The sequence below is a fragment of the Planctomicrobium stercoris genome (assembly GCF_051465655.1).
GTDB lineage: Bacteria > Planctomycetota > Planctomycetia > Planctomycetales > Planctomycetaceae > Planctomicrobium.
Window position 1 is genome coordinate 159,704 of sequence record NZ_CP195791.1, and the last position, 25,276, is coordinate 184,979.

General features: G+C 57.7%; 19 protein-coding genes and 1 tRNA gene. 9 read left to right on the plus strand and 11 right to left on the minus strand.

Going from position 1 to position 25,276, the window contains the following annotated elements:
• Positions 1-13: 13 nt before the first annotated feature.
• The 3 genes from SH661x_RS00660 (at position 14) to SH661x_RS00670 (ending at position 5,655) form a co-directional block, all read left to right on the plus strand.
• Positions 14-1,282 (plus strand): TlpA family protein disulfide reductase, encoded by a 1,269-nt coding sequence (locus tag SH661x_RS00660; protein WP_437227018.1) that lies wholly within the window; start codon positions 14-16, stop codon positions 1,280-1,282.
• A gap of 218 nt (positions 1,283-1,500) precedes the next feature.
• Complete coding sequence (locus SH661x_RS00665) at positions 1,501-3,948, plus strand: heavy metal translocating P-type ATPase (RefSeq protein WP_437227020.1); 2,448 nt, start codon at positions 1,501-1,503, stop codon at positions 3,946-3,948.
• 138 nt (positions 3,949-4,086) lie between these two features.
• Positions 4,087-5,655 (plus strand): hypothetical protein, encoded by a 1,569-nt coding sequence (locus SH661x_RS00670; protein WP_437227022.1) that lies wholly within the window; start codon positions 4,087-4,089, stop codon positions 5,653-5,655.
• A 57-nt stretch (positions 5,656-5,712) separates the two neighbouring features.
• Here SH661x_RS00670 and SH661x_RS00675 read toward each other — a convergent pair whose 3' ends face one another.
• Complete coding sequence (locus SH661x_RS00675; RefSeq protein WP_437227024.1) at positions 5,713-6,246, minus strand: type 1 glutamine amidotransferase domain-containing protein; 534 nt, start codon at positions 6,244-6,246, stop codon at positions 5,713-5,715.
• A 282-nt stretch (positions 6,247-6,528) separates the two neighbouring features.
• Between SH661x_RS00675 and thiS the strand changes: the two genes are divergently transcribed.
• On the plus strand, positions 6,529-6,729 hold the full coding sequence (thiS, locus tag SH661x_RS00680) for a sulfur carrier protein ThiS (RefSeq protein WP_437227026.1): 201 nt from the start codon (positions 6,529-6,531) through the stop codon (positions 6,727-6,729).
• A 146-nt stretch (positions 6,730-6,875) separates the two neighbouring features.
• On the opposite strand, the gene SH661x_RS00685 is transcribed toward thiS, so the two are convergent.
• The 3 genes from SH661x_RS00685 to SH661x_RS00695 all read right to left on the minus strand — a co-directional run bounded on the left by SH661x_RS00685 (position 6,876) and on the right by SH661x_RS00695 (position 9,135).
• Positions 6,876-8,000, minus strand: a complete 1,125-nt coding sequence (locus SH661x_RS00685) for a WD40/YVTN/BNR-like repeat-containing protein (protein WP_437227028.1) — start codon at positions 7,998-8,000, stop codon at positions 6,876-6,878.
• A 68-nt stretch (positions 8,001-8,068) separates the two neighbouring features.
• Entirely contained in the window at positions 8,069-8,338 is a 270-nt protein-coding gene (locus tag SH661x_RS00690) for a MoaD/ThiS family protein (protein ID WP_437227030.1), read from the minus strand.
• A gap of 119 nt (positions 8,339-8,457) precedes the next feature.
• Positions 8,458-9,135 carry a Swt1 family HEPN domain-containing protein gene (locus SH661x_RS00695; RefSeq protein ID WP_437227032.1) on the minus strand — a complete coding sequence of 226 codons (678 nt, stop codon included), beginning with the start codon at positions 9,133-9,135 and terminating at the stop codon, positions 8,458-8,460.
• A gap of 437 nt (positions 9,136-9,572) precedes the next feature.
• Between SH661x_RS00695 and SH661x_RS00700 the strand changes: the two genes are divergently transcribed.
• Both SH661x_RS00700 and SH661x_RS00705 read left to right on the plus strand, forming a co-directional pair.
• Positions 9,573-10,886 (plus strand): hypothetical protein, encoded by a 1,314-nt coding sequence (locus SH661x_RS00700; RefSeq protein WP_437227034.1) that lies wholly within the window; start codon positions 9,573-9,575, stop codon positions 10,884-10,886.
• Between the two features lie 267 nt (positions 10,887-11,153).
• Positions 11,154-12,194 carry a LacI family DNA-binding transcriptional regulator gene (locus tag SH661x_RS00705; RefSeq protein ID WP_437227036.1) on the plus strand — a complete coding sequence of 347 codons (1,041 nt, stop codon included), beginning with the start codon at positions 11,154-11,156 and terminating at the stop codon, positions 12,192-12,194.
• An 18-nt stretch (positions 12,195-12,212) separates the two neighbouring features.
• Here SH661x_RS00705 and SH661x_RS00710 read toward each other — a convergent pair whose 3' ends face one another.
• The gene (locus SH661x_RS00710; RefSeq protein WP_437227038.1) at positions 12,213-13,562 is read right to left on the minus strand and encodes a helix-turn-helix domain-containing protein; all 1,350 of its coding nucleotides are present in this window, start codon (positions 13,560-13,562) and stop codon (positions 12,213-12,215) included.
• Between the two features lie 247 nt (positions 13,563-13,809).
• On the opposite strand from SH661x_RS00710, the gene SH661x_RS00715 reads away from it, so the two are divergent.
• Positions 13,810-14,139, plus strand: a complete 330-nt coding sequence (locus SH661x_RS00715) for a HesB/IscA family protein (RefSeq protein ID WP_437227040.1) — start codon at positions 13,810-13,812, stop codon at positions 14,137-14,139.
• 226 nt (positions 14,140-14,365) lie between these two features.
• Here the strand turns inward: SH661x_RS00715 and SH661x_RS00720 are convergent, their stop codons facing one another.
• Together SH661x_RS00720 and SH661x_RS00725 are read right to left on the minus strand one after the other, a co-directional pair.
• Entirely contained in the window at positions 14,366-15,091 is a 726-nt protein-coding gene (locus tag SH661x_RS00720; protein WP_437227042.1) for a superoxide dismutase, read from the minus strand.
• A gap of 279 nt (positions 15,092-15,370) precedes the next feature.
• Positions 15,371-16,807, minus strand: coding sequence for a hypothetical protein (locus SH661x_RS00725; protein ID WP_437227044.1), 1,437 nt, complete (start codon positions 16,805-16,807; stop codon positions 15,371-15,373).
• Positions 16,808-17,032: 225 nt separating this feature from the next.
• Here SH661x_RS00725 and SH661x_RS00730 point away from each other — a divergent pair, with 225 nt between their 5' ends.
• Complete coding sequence (locus SH661x_RS00730) at positions 17,033-17,494, plus strand: hypothetical protein (protein ID WP_437227046.1); 462 nt, start codon at positions 17,033-17,035, stop codon at positions 17,492-17,494.
• Positions 17,495-17,563: 69 nt separating this feature from the next.
• Here the strand turns inward: SH661x_RS00730 and SH661x_RS00735 are convergent, their stop codons facing one another.
• On the minus strand, positions 17,564-19,129 hold the full coding sequence (locus SH661x_RS00735; protein ID WP_437227048.1) for an Rne/Rng family ribonuclease: 1,566 nt from the start codon (positions 19,127-19,129) through the stop codon (positions 17,564-17,566).
• A 1,253-nt stretch (positions 19,130-20,382) separates the two neighbouring features.
• Between SH661x_RS00735 and SH661x_RS00740 the strand changes: the two genes are divergently transcribed.
• The gene (locus SH661x_RS00740) at positions 20,383-21,579 is read left to right on the plus strand and encodes an SDR family oxidoreductase (RefSeq protein ID WP_437227050.1); all 1,197 of its coding nucleotides are present in this window, start codon (positions 20,383-20,385) and stop codon (positions 21,577-21,579) included.
• A gap of 101 nt (positions 21,580-21,680) precedes the next feature.
• Here SH661x_RS00740 and SH661x_RS00745 read toward each other — a convergent pair.
• The 3 genes from SH661x_RS00745 to SH661x_RS00755 form a co-directional block, all read right to left on the minus strand.
• Positions 21,681-21,765: transfer RNA gene (locus tag SH661x_RS00745), tRNA-Leu, on the minus strand.
• 155 nt (positions 21,766-21,920) lie between these two features.
• On the minus strand, positions 21,921-23,744 hold the full coding sequence (locus SH661x_RS00750) for a DEAD/DEAH box helicase (RefSeq protein WP_437227052.1): 1,824 nt from the start codon (positions 23,742-23,744) through the stop codon (positions 21,921-21,923).
• Positions 23,745-24,167: 423 nt separating this feature from the next.
• Positions 24,168-25,178: a N(4)-(beta-N-acetylglucosaminyl)-L-asparaginase gene (locus SH661x_RS00755; protein ID WP_437227054.1), complete on the minus strand. Its 1,011-nt coding sequence runs from the start codon at positions 25,176-25,178 to the stop codon at positions 24,168-24,170.
• Positions 25,179-25,276 lie beyond the last annotated feature (98 nt).

Below are 25,276 nucleotides of genomic sequence, written 5' to 3' on the forward strand. Positions count from 1 at the left end.
TTAGGAAAGCCCCATGCTTCGCCGTTTTTCTTACACTGCATTTATCTGCTGTCTGGTCGGCATGACAGCGTATCTCATGAACCGCAGCAATCACGCGGCCGACCCTGTGCCTGCTCCAAAGCAGAATGCTCCCCAGACACCGCCGGAACCGGCAGGCGCCACGGCCGAGGTTGATCCCTTTGCCGTCCCCGAAGGAACCGACGACAAAGCTCTGATGATGTTCCTGCAGCGGATCGTGAAGCTGCCCCCCGAAGAGACCACTCCCGATGCGATCGTCAAGCACCTGAACAAGGTGGATGGAGCTGTCGGCGAGATCCTCGGTCGCGAAGTGTCCGACGATGTTTACCATTCTGTGTCCGACCTGAGACTGCAACTCTACGCAGCCTTGCTGGAGCTGGGAGATAAGTCTGTCGAAGCCCGCAAAACGGCATTCCTGAAAGAGCTCGGTGAAAGTCCGCGAGCATCGATCAAGGGGCTGCTCCGCCAGGTCAGCTATGAAGACCGCCTTATGAAGTTCCCGACCCAGGATGCTGCAGCCCAGACCGCATTTGTCGATGAGGTGGCTGCAATGGTTCAGGCTGCTCCCGCCGATTCCGAAGAAGAGATTCAGTTCTCCGTGCAACTGGCCATGGTGACCGCTCAGGTCCTTGAGGACATGAAATCCCCGTTGACCAACGCTTCGTACCAGAAACTGATCAAGGCTATTGAAGCCAGAAAAGACCCGCGTCTGGATGATATTGTCGAGAACCTGCAGGGGACTCTGCGACGACTGGAACTCCCTGGACATCCGATTGAAATCTCGGGAACGACCATCGACGGCAAGGAATTTGATATCCGGGAGTACAAAGGAAAGGTCGTTCTGGTGGATTACTGGGCCACGTGGTGCGCTCCGTGTGTCGCAGAAATCCCCTTCATGAAGCAAGTCTACGCGGCCTACCATGACAAAGGGTTTGAGATTGTCGGCGTCAGCCTGGATGAAGACCCGGAACAGCTGTCGAAGTTTGTGGCCAGTCGCGGCATCAACTGGGTGACGCTTGTCGGCGACGACAAAGACGGTCTGGGATGGAAGAACAAGAATGCAGCCCGCTACGCGATCACGATGCTTCCTCACATGATTCTTGTGAATCAGGAAGGGAACGTCGTCGCTGTTCATGCAGGGGGATTGCGGTTTGGCAAAGATGGTGCCTCCCTGCAGACCGAACTCGAAAAGCTGCTCGGCCCTCTTCCGAAGGCTGCCGACGCCCCCAATGCTGACCAGATTCTGAAGCCTGTTCTGAAGTAATCATCGCGATCAGGCTTTCGAACGATTCCATGCCGGGTGCAGAAATGCTCCCGGCATTTTTTTGAGAGCAGTCTGCAGGCGATTCAGGCGTGTTGACGCAGGAAAGTCCATCTTATCGCCCGCGGAATACTGGACACCAATTCGAAAAATGCCCTCATGCCGCCATGGATCGTCTATGATTTTCAGAAAGACGATCCCTCCTGCAGCGAGTGTGTCCCGTGGCGATTGATCCCATCTGCGGTATGACCGTTGATCCCGCGAAGGCCCTTTCCGCTGAGAAAGATGGCCAGACCTACTATTTCTGCTGTGATGGGTGCCGACAGAAATTCCTCGCTCCGGCTGGCGTTGGGGAGTCGCTCGTGCAGCTGGGGGGAATGCCCGTTCACGGTTGCTGTCACGGCAGTCCCTCTGAGACCCCGACTCATCAGTCCACGTCGAAGGCAGCCTATCTCTGCCCGATGTGTCCCGGCGTCGAAAGCGATCAGCCGGGAGACTGTCCCGTCTGCGGAATGGCACTGGAACGTAATCTCGCTGTGAAAGTCGCTTCGCGGAAGACGATTTACACATGCCCGATGCATCCTGAAGTCGAACAGGATCATCCCGGAGACTGCCCGAAGTGCGGCATGGCGCTGGAGCCGAAACAGGTCTCCATTGAAGACGAAGACGATCCGGAACTGGTTTCGATGTCGCGTCGATTCTGGGGATCCCTGGCCCTTTCCACGCCGCTTCTGTTGATATCGATGTTGCCGATGATCGGCGTCCCGGTGGATCACTGGCTGGGAGTCCGGATTTCGCAGTGGCTGCAATTTGCACTCGCCAGTCCGGTGGTGCTCTGGGGGGGCTGGCCGTTCTTTGTTCGAGGGGTACGGTCACTTCGCACAGGTCACCTCAACATGTTTACGCTGATCGGACTGGGAACGTCGGCAGCTTACCTGTTCAGTCTTGTTTCGCTCTTCTTCCCCCACTGGATCCCCGCCACGTTCCATGAACATGGTGCTCCTCCTCTCTATTTTGAAGCCGCTGCAACGATCATCACTCTGGTCCTGCTGGGGCAGATGCTCGAGCTGAAGGCGAGACATCAGACCGGAGGAGCGATCCGCGAACTCTATTCGCTCGCCCCCGAGACAGCACGACGTCTCGAACATGGTGAAGTGCACGAAGTCCCGCTCGAAGAGATTCGAACGGGAGACCGGCTGCGCGTGGTTCCCGGTGATCGGGTTCCGGTGGACGGCACCGTACTGTCGGGCAGCAGTCGCGTCGATGAATCGATGCTGACCGGGGAGCCGGTCCCGGTCGAGAAGCGACAGGGCGATACCGTGATTGGCGGTACGGTGAATCAGGGGGGCTCATTTGAAATGAGGGCCGATCGGGTCGGCCAAGAGACCATGCTGGCGCGGATTGTCGACCTCGTTGCTGCCGCCCAGCGAAGTCGCGCCCCGATTCAACGACTGGCCGATTCCGTATCAGGAATTTTCGTTCCGGCAGTGATTGCGGTCTCTGTACTGACATTCATGGCCTGGTCGATCTGGGGCCCGGAAGGCTCGAAGCTGGCCTACGCCTTTGTGAACTCCGTGGCTGTGTTGATTGTCGCCTGCCCCTGTGCCCTCGGTCTGGCGACTCCGATGTCGATCATGGTCGGTGTCGGGCGCGGGGCAAAGGAAGGGGTGCTGATCAGGGATGCGGCCGCTCTGGAACAACTCGCCTCCGTGGATTCACTCGTCGTCGACAAGACCGGGACATTGACGGTCGGGCGTCCCACGGTCACGTCAATTCTTCCCGAGAACAATTGGAGCGAAGATGAATTGCTCCGGATTGCCGCAGCAGTGGAAGTTCACAGCGAGCATCCTCTAGCTCACGCGATTGTCGAAGCGGCCCGCCAAAGGAGTCTCGAGATCCCTGCTTGTTCAGACTTCGATTCCACCACCGGCAGCGGAGTCTCCGGGGTCGTCAACGGCCGGACGATCCTGATTGGAACCGGGGAGTTCCTGCAGCAGCATCAGGTTCACGGACTGGGACAACTCCTGTCTCGCGCAGAAGAACTGCGACGTCAGGGGATGACCGTGTTTCAGGTCGCTGTTGACGGACAATTGGCAGGGCTGCTGGCGGTCAGCGATCCGCTCAAAGAGACCACTCCGGAAGCAATCCGCAGCTTGCATCAGCTGGGGCTGAAGATCTCGATGCTGACCGGCGATCATCTGCTCACCGCGAAGTCTGTCGGCGAGCAGCTGAAGATTGACGAGGTCCGCGCGGGCGTTTCCCCTCAGCAGAAGCAGGAGTTCATCTCCCGGCAGCGGCAATCCGGCAGGCGGGTCGCGATGGCCGGGGACGGCATTAACGACGCTCCAGCACTCGCCCTTGCGGATGTTGGAATTGCAATGGGGACCGGCACCGATATCGCCATGGAAAGTGCCGGGATCACGCTGGTGCGGGGAGATCTGAGGGGGGTGGAGCGTGCCATTCGCCTGAGCCGTGCGACGCTCCGCAACATTCGCCAGAATCTGTTTTTCGCTTTCGCTTATAACCTGCTGGGAGTGCCGATCGCAGCGGGAATCCTCTATCCGTTCTTTGGACTTCTACTCAGTCCCATGCTGGCCGCCGCAGCCATGAGCCTGAGTTCGGTTTCGGTCATCGCCAATTCTCTGCGACTGCGATCCACAAAACTCTGACTGCCGTCAAAACCGGCATGACGACCGCACTCCGAGGGCTGTTGCGGCCCCGGAGCCGTGACGGAATTCCTCGCTCTGACTATGATCAGCTTTCGTTCATTCGACGAATTCTTGTCCCTCGGCGCTGATCAAAGGGTCATGATGCTGCATCCGCGATCGTTACAGCTCTCTTCTGTCACCCGTGTTTCAAGTGCCTTCGCGGGAATGTTGCTCCTGATCCTCAGCTCGGCAGCGCACGCTGAGGATGCAGCTGAACTCACGAAATACCTTCCTGGCGAGATCAATGCGGTCGCGGTCGTTCAGGTTCAGCAGATCCTGCAGACCCCTCGAGCCCAGCGTGAAGAATGGGCGAAAGAAGCCGATGAAAGGTTCCTCAGCGGTGCCGGCGGGATCCCTTCGTGGGTCAACACGCTGGTGGTCGGGTCTCTGGTCCGTCCCGCTGTGCCTGAGGAAATCTGGGCTGCGGGCGTTGCACGTGTGCCGGCGGCCGTCACCATTGAAGACATCTCCCAGCATGATCAGGTCCCCGTCGAAAACCTCCACGGGATTTCTGTCGTCCAGGGACGAAACGATTCCTACCTGCTGGGAGTCGGCTCCGGATTGCTGGGGATCTGGCAACCCGGAATTAGACAGGAGGCCGCACGATGGGCTCGATCTTTGAAAGCAAAAGTGACCGGCCCTGAATCGGACTATCTTGTCAAAGCTGCTGCCACGCCCGGCCATATTGTGATGGCGATCGATCTGGAACATGCTCTGGATCCCGAGAACACTCAGGCTCATCTGGAGATGATGCAGACGAAGGAAGTTCGGACCGGCGATCGTGCTGCCATGCAGGCATTGCTGATGTCCCTGCAGGGAGCGATCCTGAGTGTCTCAATCGATGAGAAGACGACAGCCACGCTGCGGATCGATTTTCAGCAACCGGTCGGATCACTGGGAAGTCAGCTCAAACCGTTCTTTCTCAACGCCTTGAACGAACTGGGAGCAATGATCGATGACTTTGAACACGGCGAGTTCCACACAGACGGGAATGCACTCGTACTCACCACCGACCTGAGCGATGAAAGTCTGCGTCGGCTGGTTTCGCTGATCACGTCTGCCCCCAGCTCGCATTCCGCAAGTTCACCGCTGGCCAGGTCTCCCGCTCCGATGCCCCCTTCCGATCCGAACGCCGTGACTGCGGAAGCGTCGAGTCGCTACTTCCGTCAGGTCGATCAGTTTGTGAATGATCTCTCCCGCGCCAGCCGTCGGTCGAATGATTATTCCCGGACCGCCATGTGGCACGAGAAGTTCGCTTCGAGGATCGATGAGCTGCCAATTCAGGGTGTCGATCCTGCTCTGGTCGATTATGCCGGCGACGTCGCTTCGCGCTTGCGGGCTCTGGGACGGTCACTGCGAGGTCAGCAACTGGACGTCAACTTGCAGCAGAAGACGTTGACCTACGACGTCGACTACAACCCGGGCTGGGCCTCGGTGAATGTCTGGGGCGGGGTCGGGTTCGGAAACCCCAGTGTCAACGTCAACAGCAATCTGCAGCAGGTCCGTGAACGACAGGCGGCCGCCATCTCTGCTGGGGCCAGACAGCGGGAAGAAGTGTGGAGCATGATTACGGAAGATCGCGCCCGGGTCTTGCGACAGATGCAGCAGACCTTTGGTCCCGACTTCGGCAGGACCGGAGGCCGTGGACAGGGAACTTCGAGCAGGTGAGGTGCCCCATGCGGACAGAAAGTGGACAGTCCAGCGTGCAGCCAGCAACTGACAGTCCTACATCTCCATCAGAAAATGAATCATCGCCCGGCAGAACTGCGGGAGATCATCCGGTTTGCGGCTGCTGATGAAGTTCCGGTCGACAACCACTGGAGCATCCTCAAAGAACGCACCGGCGTTTTCCAGGTCGTCTTTGATTCCCGGTGAGCCTGTCACCCTGACTCCGCCATAGACCTTGGCGGAGATCGGAATCCAGCCACCGTGACAGATGGCAGCGACAAGTTTCCCCTGTTCGCTGAACTGACTGACGAGTTGGAGAACGTGGGGATCTCGCCGGAGTTTATCCGGCATGAAGCCGCCCGGGCAGATGACGCCATGAAAGTCATCCACTTCCATATCGCGAATCGCCGCATCGGAGGGACACGGATAGCCATGCTTGCCGTGATACAGTGCTCCTTCTTCCGGCCCTGCGATGGTCACATGAGCCCCCGCTTCTTCCAGTCGCAGCTTCGGGTACCACAACTCCAGGTCTTCGTAGATGTCTCCGACGAAGCACAGAATCCGTTTTCCATCCAGAGGAAGTCTGCTCACGTCTGATCCCCTTAAGTTTGCGTCGGTCGAATTTGTAGAAGAAAGCAGGAAATCCAGCGAACATCTTCGATGAAGTCGCGATGTCGGGTGTGAACCGGCCGGCGGCAAAGTATTATTGAAGATAAATCAGAATGGCAGGCAAGCAAGCGGGAATTCGTGAATTGCCTCCGCAGTGCTGAAGAGTCCAGTCCGACAATTCGGTCAACTTCCGAACACGAGCCTTCACACGGCGTGGCGCGGACGTGGCCAGTTGAACTCAAGTCTATTTACAGGAGGAAAATCGTGCAGATCACAGTGAACGGCGAATCACGTAAAGTCGCCAGCGGAACAACGGTTGCCGAGTTGCTGCGAGTCCTGGACCTGGACTCCCGGTTTCTGGCTGTGGAACGCAACCGGATGCTCGTTCCCCGCGGACAGCACGCACAGTGCGAACTCGAAGACGGGGATGAGATTGAAATCGTCACCCTGGTCGGGGGTGGCTGAGGTCACCGTGTTGGGGATCAGATTGTGACAGCCTTGTTCAGAACGACGTGAGAGGCGAACGCAGGCGCGCCGGAATATTCACCGGCGGGATTCACACATTCAGCAGAACGCGTTTCCCTTTTTGCAGGACCGCCCCTGATGAACAGCTACGAACGTTCCCAGCGAACGCAGTAGATCTGCGGAAGAGTTGTGGAGACGCATTCCCAGCTGTCTCCCCCGTCGGATGAAACCCACAGGCCTCCGGTCGACGATCCCATGGCGAGATGCTCTCCAGTGGCGTTCACGTCAAGGCCATGTCGAAAGACGATGTCGTAGCAATGTTCCTGCGGAAGACCGTTCCGCAAGACTTCGAATGTGTCCCCGCCGTCCCGCGTTCGGCTGCACACAAGTTTCGCATCGACAGGAACCCGGCACGCGTCCTTCACTCCGGGAACAACCCAGGCGGTCTTGCCGTCCTGCGGATGGACCGCGACAGCAAACCCGAAGACCGCGGGGGGAACGTCAGGCAGCTCTTCCCAGGTCTTGGCCCCATCGGTCGACCTGAAGACTCCGTTGTGGTGCTGAATCCACATCCGGTCGGGGTCCGCTGCGCACTGCACCATCCGATGCGGGTCCTGCTGATTGGGTCGATACGCCAGCTCCGGAGGAAGGAAGTCCGCCCGCAGCCCGGTGCCGGGCATCGTCCAGCTTTCTCCTCCATCGCGGGTTTCCCAGACTCCGCCGCAGGAGATCGCCAGCGTGACATGCCGGCTGTCCCGGGGATCGACGCAGACGGAATGGATGCCGGGGTGATCCTTCCCTCCGCCGAACCATTCCAGACGTTCCGGAACATTCCACAACGGCTGGTTCAGCTCCCAGGTCATCCCATGATCTGTGGATTTGAAAAGACCTCCGGGAATCGTCCCCGCCCACAGGGCTCCAGGCTGATCGTGACCGGCTTCTTCCAGAGACCAGATTTCAGCCAGACTCGCGGGGACCTGTTTCGGCGTTTCTTCCGGGTTGTCCGGTCGGGCGCTCACCGTGGCTCCGGCCGGGTAGACCGGCACGCCGCACTCTTCCCAGGTACTTCCCAGGTCCCGCGAGCGGTGCAGCTTGACGCCGAAATGCCCCAGAGTCAGTGATGCATACAACGTGTTGTCACGGGCATCATGCAGGCACATGGTCACCGGCTCGCCCAGAAAATCGACTCGAGTAATCTCCCAGCGACCGGCCTGTTTATCGACGGTGAACAGACCTTTGCGGGTCCCCACGAAGAATCGAAGACTTTTCATCGAGATCAGCTCTTTCATCAAGTTGAGAAATGCGACTTCTTTCGATGGCGCGGATTTGAAAACCCGGGCTATCCCCCGGAGAGTGCCTGCATGACGTAGACTTCGCTTTCTGCATGGATCGGGTCGCTCAGTGATTTTCGATCTCGCACCATTGCCTGATCGACGAAAATCATCACGTGCTTTCGCAGACTTCCCTGATCATCCAGAAGGTAGCTTCGCAGTCGCGGGTTCTCCTGAAACACTGCTTCGAGTGCGGCCTTCAACGTGGGCGCGTCCACCTGTTGCGGCGGGCAATCCAGGTGCTTCTGCAGATTCGAAGTGAAATGAATGCGAGGCAAGCGAACGTGTTCCCCGAATGAAGTTCAGCAGGAAGGTTCTTCGGTCACTTCTACACGCAGAACGTGTTTGCCACAAGAGGCAAACGGATTCGTGAAATCAGAATCGCTCGCAGGTACTCTCAGCTGTTGCCGGGTTCACAGTACGGGCAGACTTTGCGGTAGATGATGCGATGACAACGGTGGCATTCACGCGGACCAAACAGCAACGGAGCTTCGAGCTTGAACTGCTGGTAGATGAGATAGAGAAAAACCAGCAGCACCACGGAGATCAGGGCCATGTTGCCGCTGCCCCCAGCCATCCAGGCATGCGTGACAATCAAACCGCAGCACAGAGTGTAGATGGCAATCACCCACGATTTGTTGCGGCGAAACGCGGTTCGCTGAACCTGGGTGTTGACCGCATCCGCGACATGAGATTCGAGCAGATCCGACTTTTCCCGCTTCACCACGCTGACGTTCGCAGCCTGCACAGCGGTCAGCAGCCGATCCACACTGTCCAGAACGCGGAAGGCGTCGTCGAATTCGAAGTTCTGCTGATGAGCCCAGCGGTTGCGGACTTCCCGCAGCTCACTGACGAGACTGCGTTCGAAGTGACCGAGTTCATTGCGAAAGATCTGATTCCACTGGTCCCACATGACCGTCAGCAGGGCCTGGGCGTCCCAGTCGACCGATTCCGGAGTGATGCGACCACGATCCTCGCGAAAGCTGCCCGCCACAGCACGCGTCCAGTTTTTCGGATAGGCTGCGCACAGTCTGGCCTCGACGTAAGGTGTCAGTCCTTCCGTCAGAAGATCCATCGCTCTTGTGACTCGTTCTCGATATCCAGCCAATGCGAAGCTCTTTAGATTTCCGCCCACAGCGCAGCAGCCTGACTGACATCATCAGCCAGCCTCAAATCGTAGGCTCAAAGTGAAAAAGATTCTTTCATCCGCGTCATGTTCCCGGAAATCAACATGGAAATTTCGCGGAGGATGCCGGAAATGACGACCACCACCAGCGCGACAGAATCGCTACAATACTCACATCTAATTCCCCTGTACTCCTCACAATGTGACGAGGATGCCTCTCGGCAGTCCGGCCATGCGCTCGAACGGTGATCGCGGTTGGATCGATGACCGGCGTCAGCACCTGAGCCATGCATGAATTCTTTTGTCCGCACTGTTCAATTCCCCTTCGCGTGCGAGACGACTCGTTTCGCAACCGGATAATTGAATGCCCCGAGTGCCGACAACCGGTGCTGATTCAGGAATCGGACCGGGGTCTGATCGGCACCGTTCCTCACCGGCCCGAAGCGCTCTCCACTGCACGACCGCGAAGCGTCATCTCACCCCGTCTCGTCCGAGTGGGCGCTGCGATTCTGGGTGTCGTGATCGCAGGGGCAGTCTTCTTCCTGAGTGACCAACCCGAGCCCAAAGTCCCACTGGCTGTGGATCCGGTCGGCGAACCTGATTCAGAACCGGTGGGTTCGCCGGTTCATCCCACTGAAGAGCCCGTTCACATTCCGCCGTTGCCCGTGGATCCCGTGGAGCAGAAGTTACTGGGGATCGGAACAATGGTCGGCGACTTCGTGACCCGCCAGGAAGCTTATCCATCTGGAACGCCGTCAGGGGATACTGCCCGGAGCTGGATTGCACAACTTGCTGAGACTCATTTGCCGGGTCCGCGTCCACACTGGGAGAAAGGCTGGGACGCCCCCATCAACGATGAGTTCGTCCGTCGTCGATTTCCAGCGATGGAGAATCCTGAAGTCGCTCAGAAATCCGGTGAAGACAACTATCCTGCCACGCACTTTGTCGGCGTCTCCGGCGTCGGTGTCGATGCGGCTGATCTGCCTCGCAACCATCCCCGCGCGGGGATCTTTACCAACGGGCAGGGGACCAGACCCGAGGATGTGCGGGACGGGCTTTCGAACACCATTCTGGTCGCAGGGGTCGAATCCCGGCTCGGATCCTGGGCACGCCCGGGAGATGCAACCGTTCGTTCCTTCACGCGAGAACCGTACCTGCACGGGCCGGACGGATTCGGGACAGGCCAGGCTGACAGCATGCAGGTCTTGATGGCGGACGGGAGTGTGAAAACCCTCAACTCCAAGGCAGATCCTGTTGTGGTCCGGCGACTGGCTGCCATGGCGGATGGAATGTCGCTCGATCCGCAGGTCGCTGGAGATCCACTGACGTCGATGCCGACCGCTCCAAAAGGCCCTGGCGAACAGACGCCCCTCGCCCAGTCTGACCCACCAATCGAAGTGGAACTGACCCCGGAACTTCCCGTCATCGACCTGAAGCCGAGGCTCGCCCAGAAAATTGCGTCGTTTGAGCAGATCCGTCCGGTCCCGCTGGAACAGGTTCTCCGGGACTTGCAGGAACTCCTTGGAACTCCGCTGGACATCTCCGATTTCCCCGAGGAAACGCGGCTGCGGCCGGTCTCCCTGAAACTTCAGAATGCCACGGTCGGGGAAATTCTGGAACAGGTCTGTGAAGCGGGAGGGGTGAGGGTTGCTGTGAAAGAGGGCGAAATTTCAATCTTTCCCCCTGCGAAAATGGACTGAATTCATGGAGAATCCCCGATTCCAGAGTGTGACAGACGAATCTGGCACGCTAGGCTAAGTGTGTCAGCGCCTGGGGCGGAGTTTCTTCTACTCCCGCTGGCAATTCTCCGTGCACTTCAGAACCCGTATCTTTTCAATGTGAAGAGTTTACGCTGAAAAACCTGTTGCAGCCGATCCACTCCATTTGCGACACCCCATTCAGGAGCGGATTGCACTGGAATGCCCTCGCCCGTGGACGAGTTTCATTAAGAGACAAACGAAGTCAACATGATGGCCATTGAAAGTCAAAAAGTTCGATTGGTGGATATCGCCCGTAAAGCGGGAGTCTCGCGGGCAGCCGTCGGTCACGTACTCAATCACTCCGGGATCAACAACGTGCGAGTTTCCCCGGAAACCCGCGAACGGGTCCTGAAGATCGCTCAGGAAATGAACTACCGGCCGAATCGGGCCGCACAACAGCTGCGAGGAAAGCCGACCCACATGCTGGGGGTCATCCTGAACACGGTGAACACCGCTGTGTTCTCAGCTCGACTCTCAGCGATCGAGATTGAAGCTCAGCGCCGCGGGTACCGCATGGTCATCGGGCAGGTGCACGGCGATCCGGGAGAAATCCAGGGGTACCTGGACGACTTCGCTGACCGGGGCATCGATGGCGTACTCTGCCTGTTCGACGTCATGCAGGACACCCGCACCGCCCTGCAGCCCGTCTTCAAAGGCCGGCCCGGGATGGTGCTGCATGCTGCTCCGATTTTGAAATCGCAGGCGTTTGTGAGGGTGGATACCGCGTCGGCCATCCGTCAGCTGGTCGACCATCTGGTCTCACGGGGGCGGCAGAGAATCGGTCTGGAACTGTGTAATCAGACCGACCAGCTCATGACCGTGCGACATGAAGCCTGGAAGGCAGCTCTTCAGGCGCACAAGCTGCCCGCCAGCCCCAAAATGATGTGGATGAGTCCCGAGAACACCCAGCAGCCGACCCGTGAAACCGTGGATGAATGCGTCCAGTATCTGGTCTTCGATCAGAAGGTGGATGCCATCATCGCTTCAAATGACCAATGGGCCGCCCGCATCATCCAGGGGCTGCGACGACGGAATCTGAAAGTTCCGCAGGATGTCGCCATCACCGGCTACGACAATCTGGAACTCGGGGAAATTATCGAACCGACACTGACGACCATCGACCAGTCCCATACAGCCTACGCTGTGGCAGCTCTGGACCTGATGGAAGAATCGCTCAAGAATCGCCGGGCGACAACAGGCGAGCAGCGGGTCGTTGAACCGCGTTTGATCATTCGGGAATCCACCTGAACCGTCTCGCCCCGGCGTTCACCCTTCCTGCTCGGTGCTCTCGTCCAGACTGTCCTCTTCAAGCCCCAGCTGTTCCATCCTGCGATACAACTTCGCCCGCGGAATTCCCAGCTTTTCCGCAGCGAGTGTCTTATTGCCCCGAGACTCCTTCATCGCTGCCATGATCCGGGTCCGCTCGAACTGAGCGACCTGTTCATCCAGAGACACGGCATGCGGCAATGGTCGAATCGATCGAGACTGCAGGCCGGCGGTGAATTCCACCGGCAGGTCGGACACCTCAATGACGGCTGTCTGACTCCGCTCGCACGCTTTCTGCACGACCTGTGAGAGCTCATCGACATTGCCCGGCCAGGTGTGTTGCAGTAACAGCCGCAGAGCTGCTGGTGAAAACCCCGTGTGCTGCAGCGGGCTTCCCGAGTTGCATTCCTCGAGAATCTGCTGGGCGAGCAGAGGGAGGTCTTCCAGTCGTGCGCGGAGCGGCGGAACCGTAATGGTGAATGCCGTCAGCTTCGAAAGCAATCCGGGATGAAACGCTTCCTCCGCGATCCCTTCAAGTCCCAGGGCAGACGAAGAAACCCAGCGGCGATGGGGAATGTGCAATTGCTCAAGAACCAGTGGCTGCAGATCTCCAGGAAGCGATGTGACATCATCCAGATAAACAGTCCCGACAAAATCGTTGGAACCGGGTTCGCCCAGCCGCTGCAAGGTCCGAAAAAGTTCGAAGTGAGAGGCTGTCGCACAGCGCAGCGGAACAAATCGCGTCTGCCGCTGATCGCCCGAGTAATGGATGAGTCGGGCCACATGTTCGCGACCGCTCCCCCGTTCCCCGCGAAGATGCACAGACGCGAGTCGGCACCGGGCGAGTTCGATCTGAGCCGCCACCCGCTCCATCGCTGGAGAACGCGCCACCAGCCGATCCACTCCGTACTTCACATATAATTCTGCGGTATGCCGACTAATTTCCAGATGAGGCGAATCGGTCTGAGCCGGTGATTCGACAGGATCGGTAATGATTCCCAGTACGTGGTACGTTGTTGGGGCTTCACTCGAAGGGAGGGGGAAAAAGTGAATGTCCCGCTCAACAACCGTTCCGTCTTTGCGATGAAAGAGACTGCGTTTTCTCGTGAATTGTCCCGGCCCCAGATCAGGAGGAGGGCAGATTGCTCCGGTCAGGCTGCCGATGCGTTGAGGGTCAGCCTCTGTTTCAAACGTGCAGATTTTCCCGATCACTTCACCCGCTGACCACTGGGAAAACTCTTCACAGCCGCGGTTGAAGACGAGCACCATTCGCCGTTCGTCCAGGACGAACAAGGGAGTTTGCGTGGATGTCAGCCACGTCGCCAGACCTCGTCGAGTTTTCTGGGGCACGGGAAGCTTCGGGCGAAAAGAGTGGACCGGGCGATTTCGCGGCTGAAGTCTCAAAACGTCAAAGAACTTCCGCCGATAAAAAGTCTATTGTCCCAGCTTCCGCACCGCTATAAACTTAGGGAAAGACCGATTCCTCGAGTGCACAACCACCGGATTTCTGCCGGTGATTCCGGTGAGAGCCACGACTCTCCTTCAACAAGTCAAGTTGCCGTAAGATTCGTCCCAGCAAGACGATGGAGAAAAGAAGATGATTCAGCTTACAGAACGGGCAGCCGCCGAAATCAAGCGCGTGATGAACGAGCAGAACTTCCCCGAAGAGACGTTTGTGCGAGTCGGCGTCGCTGGGGGCGGATGCAGCGGTTTCCAGTACAGCTTCGCTTTTGACGACAAATCCGATCCGGAGAAGGACCACATTTCCAGCCAGCACGGCGTGAAAGTGGCTGTTCAGAAGAACCACGACCTGCACCTGGACGGCACTGTTGTCGACTTCTACGAAGACCTGCAGCGTCGAGGCTTCAAGTTCGACAACCCGAACGTCAGCCGCTCCTGCGGATGCGGCAGCAGCTTCTCGGTGTAGACCAGTTTGGTCTATCATGTGCAGGCGATTCAGGGTTCTTACCGCATGAAAGTCCATATTATCGCCTGCGGAACGCAATAGTTTATTGGCAAAACCGCTCTAGTCACCGGATCTGCTACATTGAAATGCGAAGAACGCCGGTCAATCAACCGGCGTTCTTTTTTTGTGCATTCGAGGTGGAGTGTGGCCCGGACATTTCTGTCCGGGCGTTTCTCTACAGACAGTCCTACGCCTTCGCAGCGTCGGCTCGCAGCTCGGCCACCTTCGGCCAGTTGATCACTGAAAAGAATGCAGTGATGTATTCCGGGCGGCGGTTCTGATACTTCAGATAGTACGCGTGCTCCCAGACATCCAGCCCCAGCAGCGGGGTGCCGCCAGTCATCAGCGGGCTATCCTGATTCGCTGTGCTGCCGATCTCCAGTTCTCCGTCCTTATTCAGGAACAGCCAGGCCCAGCCGCTGCCGAAACGGGTTGTGGCAGCAGCTGCGAATTCCGTTTTGAACTTGTCGTAGCTGCCCCACTTGGCGTCGATCTCAGACTTCAATGCTCCGCTGGGCTCACCGCCATCTTTCTTCAGCAGCTGCCAGAAGAGTGAATGATTGGCATGGCCCCCACCGTTGTTCCGGACGGCTGTGCGGATCTTTTCGGGAACCGCATCCAGGTTCGAGATCAGCTTCTCGACCGACTGGTCTCCCAGGTCTGTTCCAGCGATCGCCTTGTTGAGATTCGTGACGTAGGCCTGATGGTGTTTGTCGTGATGAATCTCCATCGTGCGGGCGTCGATGTACGGTTCAAGAGCATCGAAGGCATAGCCCAGCGGCGGCAGCGTATACTCTTTCGACTCAGCAGCGAAGAGTGACTTTGTTGCCAGCGGGGAGAAGGTGGCTGACGCTGCCGTCAACACTCCGCAGGCAGCTGCCTGAAGAAATCCTCTTCGGTCTGTCGAAGTCATTCCGAAGCGAGACTCTGTGGAAGAGTGAGAGAGTGGGAGGGACATTGCTGACTCCTTGATCGAGGTCGGTTTCGTCGAGAGTACGTGAACAGGCCGGACGAGTCCGTGGTTGAAGCTCGCCTGCTGTTCAGGGGGACTCTATTAGAGCAACTTCGAGTCGCTTATTCAGCGTACCGCAGGCGATTGCACGGACTCTCAACAAGTGAAAATCCTGAATGACCTGCTGGCCGAAGAAACTACCAGCAGGTCATTAAGCGTCGAATCCGGTTTGACGGCACTTCAGCCGCTGGCTGAGATTCCTTTGAGGTCCGCCCGAATTTCTTCGTACGTGGTCGCAAAGCCCATCGCATCCGGATCGGGGGTGACTCCCCAGCGTTCACACGCCTGCTGATACAGTTCCGGCCACCAGTTGTGGTGATCCGTCCGCCCCTGTTCCAGGTCCTCGCGCCAGTGGCTGAGGACCTTACTCCAGCAGGCATCTCCGTACCCGAGCGCCTCCTGCAGGGAAGCGAAACGCGGCACATACCAGCGTCGTCCGATCTGCGAATGCAGCACTTCATCCGCCCAGTCGAAATCCTGCACCAGTGCGGAAAACGGATCGTGGCTGGCCTGACCGACTTCCCATTCAAACCGCTTCCCGGTCTTGGGCATCAATCCCTGTTCGATATAGAAGAGGACACCGTGCCGCTCCCGGGCGGTCAGCTGAGTGTTGAGATTGCGGGACCATGTGTAGTTGATGGGAATCTGCCGCCAGTCCAGTCCCAGTCGTGCGAAGCCGACCTCTCCCATCATCGCGTGCCGGGCTTCATCCCAGAGCTGTCGGCTCATCTCTTCATGGAAGCCCCACGGCTCATCGTGCAGTTCATGCAGGATGCTGGCCATCATCTCGGGAACATCCAGCTCGCGGATCCGCTTGTAGTACATCGCCAGCGTTTTATCGCGAGCCTGAAAACGTTCGTCGTACAGGAACGCTTCCGCATTGAATCCGGCGTTGAATGAATCGACGAACCGGTCATCCCGCTTCGGCACCGGATCGTATTGATACGGGACAGATGAGAAATGTGGGGCAGGAACTTCTCCAACGTCAGGCTCCGTTCCTTCCGCAGTCCCGGCCGCTGTCAGACACTGATCCAGCAGACGTTTCCAGGGCTGGAACTTTTCAACGTCACTTTGACTCAGCAGGCTGGCGAGTGTCTGCTGGCCGAAATCCTGAAGATCCTGCAACTCGACCAGGGCGAAACGTGCCACCCGGCGAGTCGGAGCATCGGCGAGCGGATGGGCATCGCGGTAAATCGCTTCCGCACAGGCAATCGCAGCGGGGACAGCATGGGCATACAGCCCGAAGACAAGTTCTTCGGTATGAGGTGCTGCCTGAATCTCTTCGAAGTATCGCTGCAGACCTTCGTGGGGAATGCGGTCGAGTCCCAGCGGCGGCTCTCGCATTTCACCCACACGCTTTCGAATGGCCGAAACGTGTTCCGCGCAGAGATACGCGTGGTGGCTGAAACCGGTCTTTAATTCGTAAATCGGCTCAGCGGTAATGCGAGAGGTAAAGATCTGGTGAAGCCTGAGCAGCATGTAGTGCAGACGTTTAAGACGTCGCACGCTCTCGTCCAGGCTCCAGTCACTTTGCTGGGCCTCTTCCATCGAACAGAGCCCGGCGAGAACCGGGAGCCCGCGATAGGATTGATACGCTTCCGAAAACGACTCAGACATGTCAGACCCCGACTTGCAATGAAGGACGTTCAGGTCTTAAGACTCTAATACAAGAAGTGCTAGAATTCGAGTGGAACCTCTTCAGGACTTGTGCGGGAAAGGAGTGAATGCAATTGCATTGGATTCGCGGGCTCTGCGAGAATGGATCAATGAGGACCATTTCCCGAGATACTCGCTGAAAATGGGAACCGATTGATGCAGCTGCCGTCCTTAAGATTTACGAAGATGTCGCGGCGACTCATCATCGCCGGCGCTGCAGTGTTCTCGCTCTTGATTGCAGCATGCCTCTTTTTTCGTATCTATGGACCACAAGACCTCAGGACATATGTCGCGATGGCGAGCGAAGGCCATCCGGTGTGGCGAGAACTTGCACTTCGCCGCATCCGGGCAGGGCATCCAGTCGACGATCTGCTGAAGCGATACCCACCCAGTTCGCGTTCTGAATTCGGCCCCTATGGCGTCTACGACTATTATCAGGATTCCGAACCGGGACTCTATTTTACGGGCGTGACAGTGGTGGCTCGAGATGGCAAGTTGATTCAAGCAACCGCCTGGAGTTGCACTTGGAACTCAGTCTTCTTTGATGTGCCGGATCCGTCGCTGGAATCGCAGTACCACGAATACATTGAAGAGCGCTACCGAAAGCTGGAGCATACCGGCGAGAGATTGCCCGAAGAGGCAAACTAACAAGCCGCATCCGTCAAGCACGTTGGCTTCATGGATGCGGCTTGCGAAATTTCTGGATGTCACCTGGCCTTACGCCGGGTAATCAACCCCCTTCAGCGGGGCCCCCAAGTTGTTAAAGCATTTAATGGACAAGTGCGAGGGGCTGACGTTCATTCCCGTCTGAACCCGCACAAGCACTTCGTACTTCTCTTCCAGATTGGTCAGTTCGCGACGTTTCTTGTTGATCATGTAATCGGCGACACGCTGGTGAACTTCCAGCCGCACTTCGGCAACGTCCGGCAATGAAGCTGCCAGCATCAGCGCCCGCATGACTTCAATCGCCATGCTCTCGGCGGTTTTCACCTGAGCCATTCCGTTGCAGCAAGGACAGTCTTCATACGTACTGCGACGCAGCGAGGGGCGAATCCGCTGACGGGTCATTTCGATCAGACCGAACGGACTGATACGCAGCACCTTGGTCCGGGCACGGTCTCTCTCAACGCACGCTCGCAGCTTGCGCTCCACGCCCCGGCGATGCTTCTCATCGCGCATGTCGATGAAGTCATTGACGATCACCCCACCCAAGTCACGCAGACGGATCTGGCGGGCGATCTCTTCGGCAGCTTCGAGATTCACATGGTAAGCCGAGCGTTCAGCGTCATCGGTCGAGCGGGAACTGCCGCTGTTGACGTCGATGGCAACGAGAGCTTCCGTCTGATCGATGACCAGCGAACCGCCCGACTTCAGCGGGACGCGCCGGCTCTGAATGCGGTCGATCTCATCTTCAATGTTGTATTTGTTGAAGATCGGCTCTTTGCCGTCATAGAACTGCACGCGGTCGACGTGCTTGGGAAGCACGACTTTCATGAACTCGCGAGCCTTCTCGAAGGCAGTCGGTTCGTCGATATAGATCGCTTCGATATCGGTGTGGTAGATGTCCCGGATGGTCCGGGTAATCATGTCGCTCTCTTCGTAGATGTCGATCGGCGAAGGGAGCTTTTCCAGACGGTGAACGATCGTTTTCCAGAGTCGCAGCAGGTAGTTCATGTCCCGCTGCAGATCCTTTTCTGAACGGTCGACACCCGCGGTGCGAATAATGAAGCCCAGGCCGGCGGGAGGATCCAGAGCCTTCAGGATCTTCCGCAGGTTGCGGCGAACTTCTTCATCTTCGATTTTGCGGCTGACTCCCAGTCGGTTCAGTCCCGGCATCAGCACGAGGTAGCGTCCGGGAATGCTGATGTAAGTGGACAGAGTCGGCCCTTTGTTGCCGATCCCTTCCTTGATGACCTGAATGAGGACTTCGCTCCCCCGCTGGAAGATGTCCTGAATGGGGGGCTTGTTGCGTGAGCTGCGTTCGTTGAGTTTGGAGTTGCGTCCCTTTTCAACTTCGGCGCGTTCACGTTCGCTGAGCAGGTGTTTGTAGTACTGATACTCGACGTCGCTGACGTGGAGGAAGCCGTTGCGACCGACTCCGAAGTCGACGAAGACCGCCTGGATGCTGGGTTCGATATTAACGACCCGCCCTTTATAGACGTTCCCGACGTACGCTTCTGCACTGGTTCGTTCTACGTAGAGTTCTTCGAGAACTCCGTCCTCAACAATCGCGATGCGACTTTCTTCCGGTTGGAGGACGTTGATCAGCATTTCTTTTTTCATGGATTCCTCTTCGTCGATCGGGACGAACAGGGTGCATCACGCAATTGGCAGCGTACTCCATGGAAGCGCGTGTCTCGGGATACGATCGATGATCGCTGCGGATCAAGCCTGCTCCGGATGGTTGCGCTGACCGGAACAAAGAGTGACTGTGTGCAGGGGACCGCTGATCCGGCATAGTGGAGAATCGGACGCCAGTTGCGAGTCCGGATTCCACAGCGACGAACAGCGAAGAGACGATGTGCGGTTCCAGGGGAGTGTCGGTCCGGCAGGGGCATGAAGACTCTTTGCAGTCTTCAATTGCTTCTCCGTTGGAGAAGGCAATCACTGTATCCTGCTGGATCAGATGGGGGCCCTGGTCCCGGGAGTCGGCACGTTCCGCGAGGTTGCGCGGGGAGCAGTCCGAGGTCAGGAGGGCACCGTGATACACTCTGGTCAAACCCTAGAGATGTGATTGTTTCAGGGGCGATAGCACTCGGCGTGATTCACGAGTCGTTCTGCCGTGGTAATTCAGCTGACGGCAAAATGTCCACTGTCACTTCAAGCGATACCAACAAGTTGATTCGGTTCTGCCGCGAATGCTGAATGAGGATCAACAGTCCGGCGGGGAATTGACATAACGTAATGCAATTACGCATCGTACGCCAGTTCTCCGAAAGCCGGATTCGGACGAAATGGGGTGACTTTGGCCCGCACCCCCGTGCGGTCGACACAATCCGCAGCTGATCGGCACCGCGTGGCGAGCACCCCCAAACTGCACATTTTTCAGTCGCTGCCGTGGGAAATTTTTGAATTTGACTCGCACGGAATGTATATTTGTAAGTTGTGTCATATCAGTATGGTACGCGTTTCTGAAGTCTATTTTTTACCGGCCTTGAAGTTGTTGCGGCCACACTTTCCCGAGCAATACCTACCGGCGGTCTAAAGCTTGCGGAAGGCGTTTCCCCGGGCAGGCTGCAGGGGATTCACTCCTGAAGGCCAATTCCGCACTTGACCGCCGCAAAAGCAGGCCCGATGATCGTTGTCTCGTAATGTTCAGCAGACTGGCATTGCGAACAACATCCGGTCAATCCCGGATGTCTTCAGAGTTCATCGTTGGTTCCGGCAGACAGATTCAGACCCGCCAGACCCGCGATCCTCTCCGGTGGCCGAACGAAAGTTGGTGGCCGAAATTCCCCCGCGATCAGCTGCGGGAGAATTTCCAGGTTCGGTCGCAGTCGGCATATTGAACATTCACGAACAAAAAGCGGGCAGTCATGCGGTCACCCCGACCGCTGTATCACAAAGGGATCGAATTGATGGGACGCTTGCTTCTGACTGGTGCGACCGGGCTACTCGGCCGTTACCTTATGAAAGACCTGCTTTCAAAAGGAGTTGAACTTGCAGTCCTGGTTCGCCCCAGCCGCAGAAGCGATGCACATCAGCGCATCGAAGCCGCCATGCGGGTCTGGGAGAAAGAACTCGAGCGGGAAATGCCTCGCCCCACAGTGCTCTGCGGAGATATCGTCAGCCCGGACCTGGGACTCAGCGGTCCGGAGATTCGCTGGGCGGCCGAAAATTGCGATGGCATGATCCACAACGCAGCCAGCCTCTCCTTTGTCAGCACAGGCCGTGACAGCGAACCGTGGCGTTCGAACGTCGGCGGCGTGCAAAACGTGCTGGAATTCTGCGAACAGGCCGGAATCGAACAGTTCCATCACGTCTCGACAGCCTACGTCGCCGGCAAACGGCAGGGGCTGGTATACGAAGACGAACTCAATGTCGGACAGGAATTCGCCAACCCCTACGAAGAGAGCAAGGTCGAGGCTGAAGAACTGGTACGCAATGCACAGTTCCTGAAGTCACTGACCGTCTTCCGCCCGGCAATCATCGTCGGAGACAGTCGCACGGGAATGACGTTCACCTACCACAATTTCTACGCCATGCTGCAGCTGGGCCTGACCCTGGCTCAGAGCATGGGAAATCAGGATTTCACCGGAAAGATCGTCTCCAACACGTTCAAAATCAACGTGGACGGACATGAGCGAAAGAATCTTGTGCCGGTCGACTGGGTCTCCGAAGCGATGTCGACAATCATCGCCGATTCTTCGCTGCACGGCAAAACCTACCACCTCTCGCCGCGTGTTCCGATTACCGTCCGACTCATTCGTGACGTGATGGAAGAAGTGGTTGGCCTGTACGGACTCTCGTTCTCCGGAGCTTCCGGGACGATGGGAAGCGACGAAATCCAGCAGCTCTTCCTGAAGCATATGGAAGTTTACCATTCCTACTGGAAAGACGACCCAGAGTTCGACGCCAGCAATACCATCGCAGCGTTGCCGCACCTTCCGTGTCCGCTGGTCGACCGCGACATGCTGGTACGACTCTCGAAGGCCGCCATTGAACGAGGTTTCAACTGGCGCGATCCCAAAGTGGAAAGCACCGCTCCCCGGCCGGTCCTGGCTGCCAGCTGATCGATCCAGGATCGACCCAGAAAATCAAAAAGGCCTCCGAAATGTTTTTCGGAGGCCTTTTTTTGGTAACTGCCTGGCTGGAGCAAAGTTCCAGCCAGAAGTGCGGTCGAGAGGAGTCGAACCTCCACGTCCTTATCGGACACAAGAACCTGAATCTTGCGCGTCTGCCAATTTCGCCACGACCGCAGCGAGGTGAGAGTGTATCCAATCGCTTCTTCCGGTCAACCGTGTTGCTGATTCGAAAGGAATTGGGGGTCAGGAACGTCAAACATCAGCCATATCACGGGAAACCTCCGCCCTCACCAATTCGGCTCGGGCGGAGAATTCCAAAAATTGACCGCTCAGGACTTCGAAGCGAAGCGCTTCGGCTTGGACCGGTCTTTGAACTTCCGGGGACCGGAGCGTTCCTGGGGAACCGAATTGCGGTCCATGCGGGAGATGTTCAGCTGCTGCCCAGCGACCCAGACTTTCTTCAGTGCGAAGAAAATGTCGTCTGGCATGCCGGCAGCCAGGTCAACGGTGCTGAAGTCATCGTAAATCTGGATGCGGCCGATGTAAGTGGTGTCGATTCCGGTTTCGTTCGCGATCGCGCCGACGATGTTGCCCGGCTTGACTTGATGGGCGTGTCCCACTTCGATCCGGAATGTTTCCATGTCGGTGTCCGCCCGGCCAGCACCGGAGGGACGTTCCGAACGTTCGGGCCGTTCTGAACGTTCCGGTCGACGGCTTCGCTCCGGGCGGAAATCGCCGTCGAACGACCGTTCCCGACGCGGAGGTCCATCCCGGCGACTGTCACGACGATCAGAAAAACTGGCCGACTTGAGATCTTCCGTCAGGAACAGCGGAGTGTCCCCGGTCGACATCAGTGCGAGGGCAGCTGCAATCTGCTCGATCGGAGCCTCTGGATTCTGTGCCTGATATTGCTCGATCAGATTCGTAAAGGTCGACAGTTCCGGATGCCCCAGCGCGGCGGTGATCTTCTCGTGGAACTGCGCAGAACGGCGGCGATTGATGTCCCGTTTCGAAGGGATCTGCATCGGCTGAATGCGCTGCCGGGTCTGCTGTTCGATTCTTCGCAGCTTGAACTGCTCGCGAGACTGAATCAGCAGGATGGCGTTCCCGGTCCGTCCGGCACGACCGGTCCGTCCGATGCGGTGCACATAGCTTTCCGAGTCAAACGGCAGGTCATAGTTGATCACGTGGCTGATTCGCTGCACGTCCAGTCCGCGAGCTGCCACGTCCGTTGCAATGATGATGTCGATCTTGCCGGACTTCATGTTGTCGATGATCCGTTCCCGCTGTTTTTGCGGGACATCGCCACTCAGGGCCGCCGTCCGATGCCCTTGCTGGGCGAGGAACTCAGCCAGCGGTTCGGTGGTACTCTTCATTTTAACGAAGATGAGGACGCCGTCGGTCGGCTCTGCCTCGAGGACGCGTGCAATGACGTCTTCTTTCGAGTGCGGCGTGACGATGACGAATCGCTGTTCGATCGTGTCGGCGGTGGCTGTCTTCTGCTGAATCGTGATCTCAGCGGGATTTTTCAGATGCTGCTGAGCGATGCGACGAATGGCCTCCGGCATGGTTGCGGAGAACAGGGCGATCTGTCGCTCTTCGGGAGCCTGAGTCAGAATCCAGTCCACATCTTCCGCGAACCCCATCTTCAACATTTCATCGGCTTCATCCAGCACGAGCCCTTTCAGGCCGTCCAGACTCAGCGAACCGCGGCGCATGTGATCCATGACTCGACCGGGAGTCCCGACAACCACGTGGATCCCCCGCTTGAGCTGACGCAGCTGGACGGAATAATCCTGTCCCCCGTAAATCGCTGTGACGCGGAGACCGGGAGTGGCTGACGCGTAGCTTTCGAACGCCTCTGCGACCTGAATCGCGAGTTCGCGTGTGGGGGCCAGTACCAGCAGCTGGGGCTGTTTGAGCGACAGGTCGATCCGCTCCAGCAAGGGAATGGCGAAGGCTCCGGTTTTTCCGGTTCCGGTCTGGGCCTGGCCCAGAACATCACGCCCTTCCAGCAGCAGGGGGATGGCCCGTGCCTGAATGGGAGTGGCAATGCTGTAGCCAATCTTTTCCAGAGCCTGGAGCATGGTGTCGCTCAGACCCAGGGCCTGGAATGGAGTGTCTGTGGTCGAATTCGTTGTGGACTCGGACATGGGGCGAAAACTGTTTCTATCAGCAAGAACTACGGACGAATGGCCGTGCTGCCGGTGATGCAAATCACCGGAGTGAGGAGCTGGCAGCGAAAACAACGCAGCCGGGACAAACGCCGATCAGGGCGTCTGACGCAAATACGGGCTCATGCACGGGTTGATCGAACGCATCGGTTCTGTTCAGAACCCGGTTTTGGCGGTTGCGAGCACACATCGCGTGCGCAGAATCCGCATTTCAAAAACCGGCGAGGAATCAACCACGAGCCCGAAAACGGGACAATCTGAAACTCGTCCGAAAGCAATTCATCAATCAAGCACTCAAAACTAACGAGATTTCCCTGCAGTTCAAGAGGGAAATCAAGAGAAACCCGCAGGTTTTCCGCATTCCTCACGGGAATTCAGGTGATACCGGCAGCAGCCTGTGGTTCAAGGCTTCTCGAAGAGGTAATGACAAGGCTCCAGCCGGGTTCCAGCGTCGTCGGTGACGGCGAACTGCGTCGGCCCCCACAACGAAACTCCTGCGTATTCCCCCGATTTCTTCAAAACGTACAGCTTCAACCCGAAGTTGGGCAGACCATCTTTACCCTTCAGCCACGGTTCACGGGCATTCGCAACGACACGTTCAAGAACCTGCCGGCCTGCTTCCGCGGGCGAGAGTCCTTGTCGCATCAGCTCCACAGCAGCATGAGAGGAGCAATTCCTCAGATTTTCTTCGCCCCGCCCCGTGCTTCCACACGATCCGACTTCGTTGTCGACATACAGACCCGCCCCGGGAATCGGGGTGTCCCCCACGCGGCCGGGCAGCTTGAACGCCAGCCCGCTGGTGGTGGTGACACAGGAGATGTCCCGGGCGGCGTTGATCCCCGAACAATGAATGGTTCCGGTGGGACGTTCGAACGTTTCGCTGCGGCGATAGCCCGCCGTGGCGGAGGCCCCTTCCTTGTCAAAAAGGCGGAAAAACTCAATCACCGCCGGGTCCAGCGACTCCACTGGCGGAGGAACCCAGTCCTGCCGGGGAGAGTTCGTCTGCTTCCAGTACAGCCAGATCTTTCTCGCCTGATCGGTCAGCAAGTCTTCTTCCGGAAACCCCTGAGCTTTGGCGAAATCATTCGCTCCCTGGCCGACCAGCAGCACGTGTTTCGTCTGTTCGAGAACCAGTCGGGCGAGGCGGGCAGCGTGACGGACGTTCCGCAGACCGGCGACTGCTCCGGCGCGGTGACTGGGACCGTGCATCGCTGCTGCGTCCAGTTCAACGATCCCGTCTTCATTAGGGAGTCCGCCGTAGCCAACAGTCATGTCCCGGGGATCATCCTCGACGAGCGTGACCCCTTCCACGACAGCGTGAAGCGGATCATGGCCACTCTGGATCAGTTGATAGGCCAGTCGCGTCGCTTCCAGTCCATTAGCCGATGCGATGACCCGGGCGGATTTCTTCATTGGTTTGCTCCCATTTTCACTGCATTTCCATCGACGATAAACGCATTTCGTCAGCTTGTCGAATCGCGGGCGGGACCCCCTGTAATCGTGGAGCAAGG

What these genes read in the sequence shown, in the direction of transcription:
- SH661x_RS00660 (WP_437227018.1), top strand. Translation starts at nt 14, where the DNA reads ATGCTTCGCCGTTTTTCTTACACTGCATTTATCTGCTGTCTGGTCGGC.
- SH661x_RS00670 (WP_437227022.1), top strand. Translation starts at nt 4,087, where the DNA reads ATGATGCTGCATCCGCGATCGTTACAGCTCTCTTCTGTCACCCGTGTT.
- SH661x_RS00685 (WP_437227028.1), bottom strand. Translation starts at nt 8,000, where the DNA reads ATGAAAAGTCTTCGATTCTTCGTGGGGACCCGCAAAGGTCTGTTCACC.
- SH661x_RS00695 (WP_437227032.1), bottom strand. Translation starts at nt 9,135, where the DNA reads ATGGATCTTCTGACGGAAGGACTGACACCTTACGTCGAGGCCAGACTG.
- SH661x_RS00705 (WP_437227036.1), top strand. Translation starts at nt 11,154, where the DNA reads ATGATGGCCATTGAAAGTCAAAAAGTTCGATTGGTGGATATCGCCCGT.
- SH661x_RS00715 (WP_437227040.1), top strand. Translation starts at nt 13,810, where the DNA reads ATGATTCAGCTTACAGAACGGGCAGCCGCCGAAATCAAGCGCGTGATG.
- SH661x_RS00720 (WP_437227042.1), bottom strand. Translation starts at nt 15,091, where the DNA reads ATGACTTCGACAGACCGAAGAGGATTTCTTCAGGCAGCTGCCTGCGGA.
- SH661x_RS00725 (WP_437227044.1), bottom strand. Translation starts at nt 16,807, where the DNA reads ATGTCTGAGTCGTTTTCGGAAGCGTATCAATCCTATCGCGGGCTCCCG.
- SH661x_RS00730 (WP_437227046.1), top strand. Translation starts at nt 17,033, where the DNA reads ATGTCGCGGCGACTCATCATCGCCGGCGCTGCAGTGTTCTCGCTCTTG.
- SH661x_RS00735 (WP_437227048.1), bottom strand. Translation starts at nt 19,129, where the DNA reads ATGAAAAAAGAAATGCTGATCAACGTCCTCCAACCGGAAGAAAGTCGC.
- SH661x_RS00740 (WP_437227050.1), top strand. Translation starts at nt 20,383, where the DNA reads ATGCGGTCACCCCGACCGCTGTATCACAAAGGGATCGAATTGATGGGA.
- SH661x_RS00750 (WP_437227052.1), bottom strand. Translation starts at nt 23,744, where the DNA reads ATGTCCGAGTCCACAACGAATTCGACCACAGACACTCCATTCCAGGCC.
- SH661x_RS00755 (WP_437227054.1), bottom strand. Translation starts at nt 25,178, where the DNA reads ATGAAGAAATCCGCCCGGGTCATCGCATCGGCTAATGGACTGGAAGCG.